Genomic DNA, 814 nt, shown 5'->3' with positions numbered 1-814 from the left:
ACGGCGACGCCGGGCGCCGGAACCTCCTCGACATCTACCGCCGCCGCGACGCACCGCGGGACGCGCCGGTCCTGATCTACTTCCACGGCGGCGGGTACACCGGCGGAGCGAAGAACCGCGAGGCTCGGCCGCTGCTCTACCGGCTCGCCGGCCAGGGGTGGGTGTGCGTCAGCGCCAACTACCGACTGCGACCCCGGACGACGTTCCCCGGCCATCAGATCGACGCCAAGAAGGTCATCGCCTGGGTCCGCGAGCACGCCCCCGAGTACGGCGCCGATCCGTCGAGGCTGTTCGTGGCGGGCAGCTCCGCCGGCTCCAACCTGGCGGCCGTGTGCGCGCTCACACCGAACGACCCGGTGTTCCAGCCCGGCTTCGAGTCGGCCGACACCTCGGTGACCGCGGCGATCTGCCTCTACGGCTACTACGGCCACTTCTTCGGCGAGCAGCCCACTGAAACGCCGTCCCCGAACCAACCGTACGCGTACCTCAACCCCGGTGCGCCACCGTTCTTCATCGCCCATGGCACCAAGGACGCGCTGGCGAGCGTGGAGGGCGCCCGGAACTTCGTCGACCAGCTGCGCCGGGNNTCCTGGCTGCTCCGGAGCGCGCGCCTGACTCAACCCGGTAGGCCCCTGTGGTCTGCCGGGCCGGTCACAGGGGTGAGCAGGGTGCGGAGGTCGATGACGCGGTAGCCCCGTGCGGTGATCGCGTCGAGAATCCGAGGCAGGGCCTGTGCGTCGATCACCTCGGCCCGGCCCTCGGACGTACCGACGTGCATCTGCACGATCGCCCCTGGGCGCAGGGCGTCCAGCGC

2 pseudogenes are annotated in these 814 nt (G+C 71.2%); one reads left to right on the top strand and one right to left on the bottom strand.

Annotation, left to right across the window (positions count from 1 at the left end):
* Nucleotides 1–32: 32 nt before the first annotated feature.
* Nucleotides 33–585: pseudogene (locus AOK15_RS40845) on the top strand (alpha/beta hydrolase); the annotation flags it as partial.
* A 31-nt stretch (nucleotides 586–616) separates the two neighbouring features.
* Here AOK15_RS40845 and AOK15_RS46325 read toward each other — a convergent pair.
* Nucleotides 617–814 (bottom strand): annotated as a pseudogene (locus tag AOK15_RS46325) (hypothetical protein); the annotation flags it as partial.

Source organism: Streptomyces ossamyceticus, assembly GCF_001418475.1.
Taxonomy (GTDB): domain Bacteria; phylum Actinomycetota; class Actinomycetes; order Streptomycetales; family Streptomycetaceae; genus Streptomyces; species Streptomyces ossamyceticus.
The sequence above is the reverse complement of the archived record's forward strand: the minus strand, read 5'-3'. Positions and strand labels throughout refer to the sequence as shown.